Origin of the sequence: Methylobacterium nigriterrae (assembly GCF_037106235.1) — a bacterium.
Classification (GTDB): Bacteria; Pseudomonadota; Alphaproteobacteria; order Rhizobiales; family Beijerinckiaceae; genus Methylobacterium; species Methylobacterium nigriterrae.
On record NZ_JBAWTG010000377.1, the window covers coordinates 1 to 1,316 of the forward strand.

Sequence of the window (1,316 nt, forward strand, 5' to 3'; positions counted from 1 at the left end):
ACTCCGGCGTGAACGTTCGTTTCGTTGTCCCCATCAGACACCTTCCAGCCCCCATGGGAGCGTAGCAGAGGTGTCCACTCATTCAGAGGAGGATCAGAACCTCAGGATGTCCCGTCCGACCGTCTCCGCCTCGGACCAACCCAGAGCCCGGGTCCAGGACGGGTTCACGCTCTCGATCCGACCGTTTGGCGCGGCGACGACCTTCAGCACCGGCGACAAGGTCCAGATCCGGTCCCGGTCCCGCGTCTGTGAGGCAACCTGCGCCTCGAGATGGCTCGCTCGGGTCTGAAGCAGGGCCTCGACCCGCTTCCGGTCGCTGACGTCGTGCACGAAGACGTAGAACCCGTCGACCGAGCCGTCGGCTGCGAAGCGCGGCATGTAGCGGATGTCGGCAACCCGGACCTCGCCGTCCGGGCAGGCCCAGTTGAGCTCGAACCGCACCTCCTCGCCCGCAAATGCCCGTTCGATCTGTGGGAGCCGAGCCTCCAACTCGCCTGCGCTGAGCACCTCAGAGAGGGTGTGGCCGACAACCTCCTGTGGCGCTCGCCCCATCCAGGTCTGGTAGGCGGCGTTGGCGAAGCGGTAGGTGAGGCTGCGGTCGATGAAGCCGATCAGGACCGGCATGGCATCGGCCACCAGCCGGAGTTCGGCCTCGCGCGCCCGCAGGGCAGCCGCGGAGCGACGGCTCTCCAGTTGCGCCATCACGGTCCGGGCGAGCGCCTTCAGGATGAACTCCTGCTGCGCGGTCAGGGTGCGTGGCTCGCGGTCGAGCACGCACAGGGTGCCGATGGCCCAACCATCCGGCGTGACCAGCGGGACGCCGGCGTAGAAGCGTAGATGCGGCTCGCCGGTGACCAAGGGGTTGGTGGCGAGCTCTGGCTCCCGCTCGAGGTTTGGCAGGACGAGGATGCCGTCTTCGGCCAAGGTCTGGGTGCAGAAGCCGAAGTGGAGCGGCATCTCGCGAGCATCATGGCCCGCCGCTGCTTTGATCCACTGGCGGTCGGCGTCGATGAAGTTGATGTGCGCCATCGGCGCGTCGCAGGCCTGCGCGGCCATCTGCGCGATGTCGTCGAACTCCGGCTCCGGTGGAGTATCGAGGATGCCGTAGCCGCGCAGCGCAGCGAGGCGCCGGGGGTCGCGAGGTTCGAAGCCCGGCGGACAGGTCTCGTTCACTTTCTGTGTCACGCCGGCCGTCATAACCCACGGCTTCAGCGAGCCCTACGGCCTGTTAGCTCTTGAGCCAGTCCAGAGCGGCTGCGAGCGAGAGAACGCCCATGAAGCTTGAAGCTGTCTTCTCGTAGCGGGTTGCGATGGCA

Annotated in this window: 1 protein-coding gene and 1 pseudogene; both read right to left on the reverse strand. The window is 66.9% G+C overall.

Going from position 1 to position 1,316, the window contains the following annotated elements:
- Positions 1–93: 93 nt before the first annotated feature.
- Positions 94–1,185, reverse strand: coding sequence for a PAS domain-containing protein (locus tag WDW90_RS37215; protein WP_336492742.1), 1,092 nt, complete (start codon positions 1,183–1,185; stop codon positions 94–96).
- Positions 1,186–1,228: 43 nt separating this feature from the next.
- Positions 1,229–1,316 (reverse strand): annotated as a pseudogene (locus WDW90_RS37220) (IS5-like element ISMex42 family transposase); the annotation flags it as partial.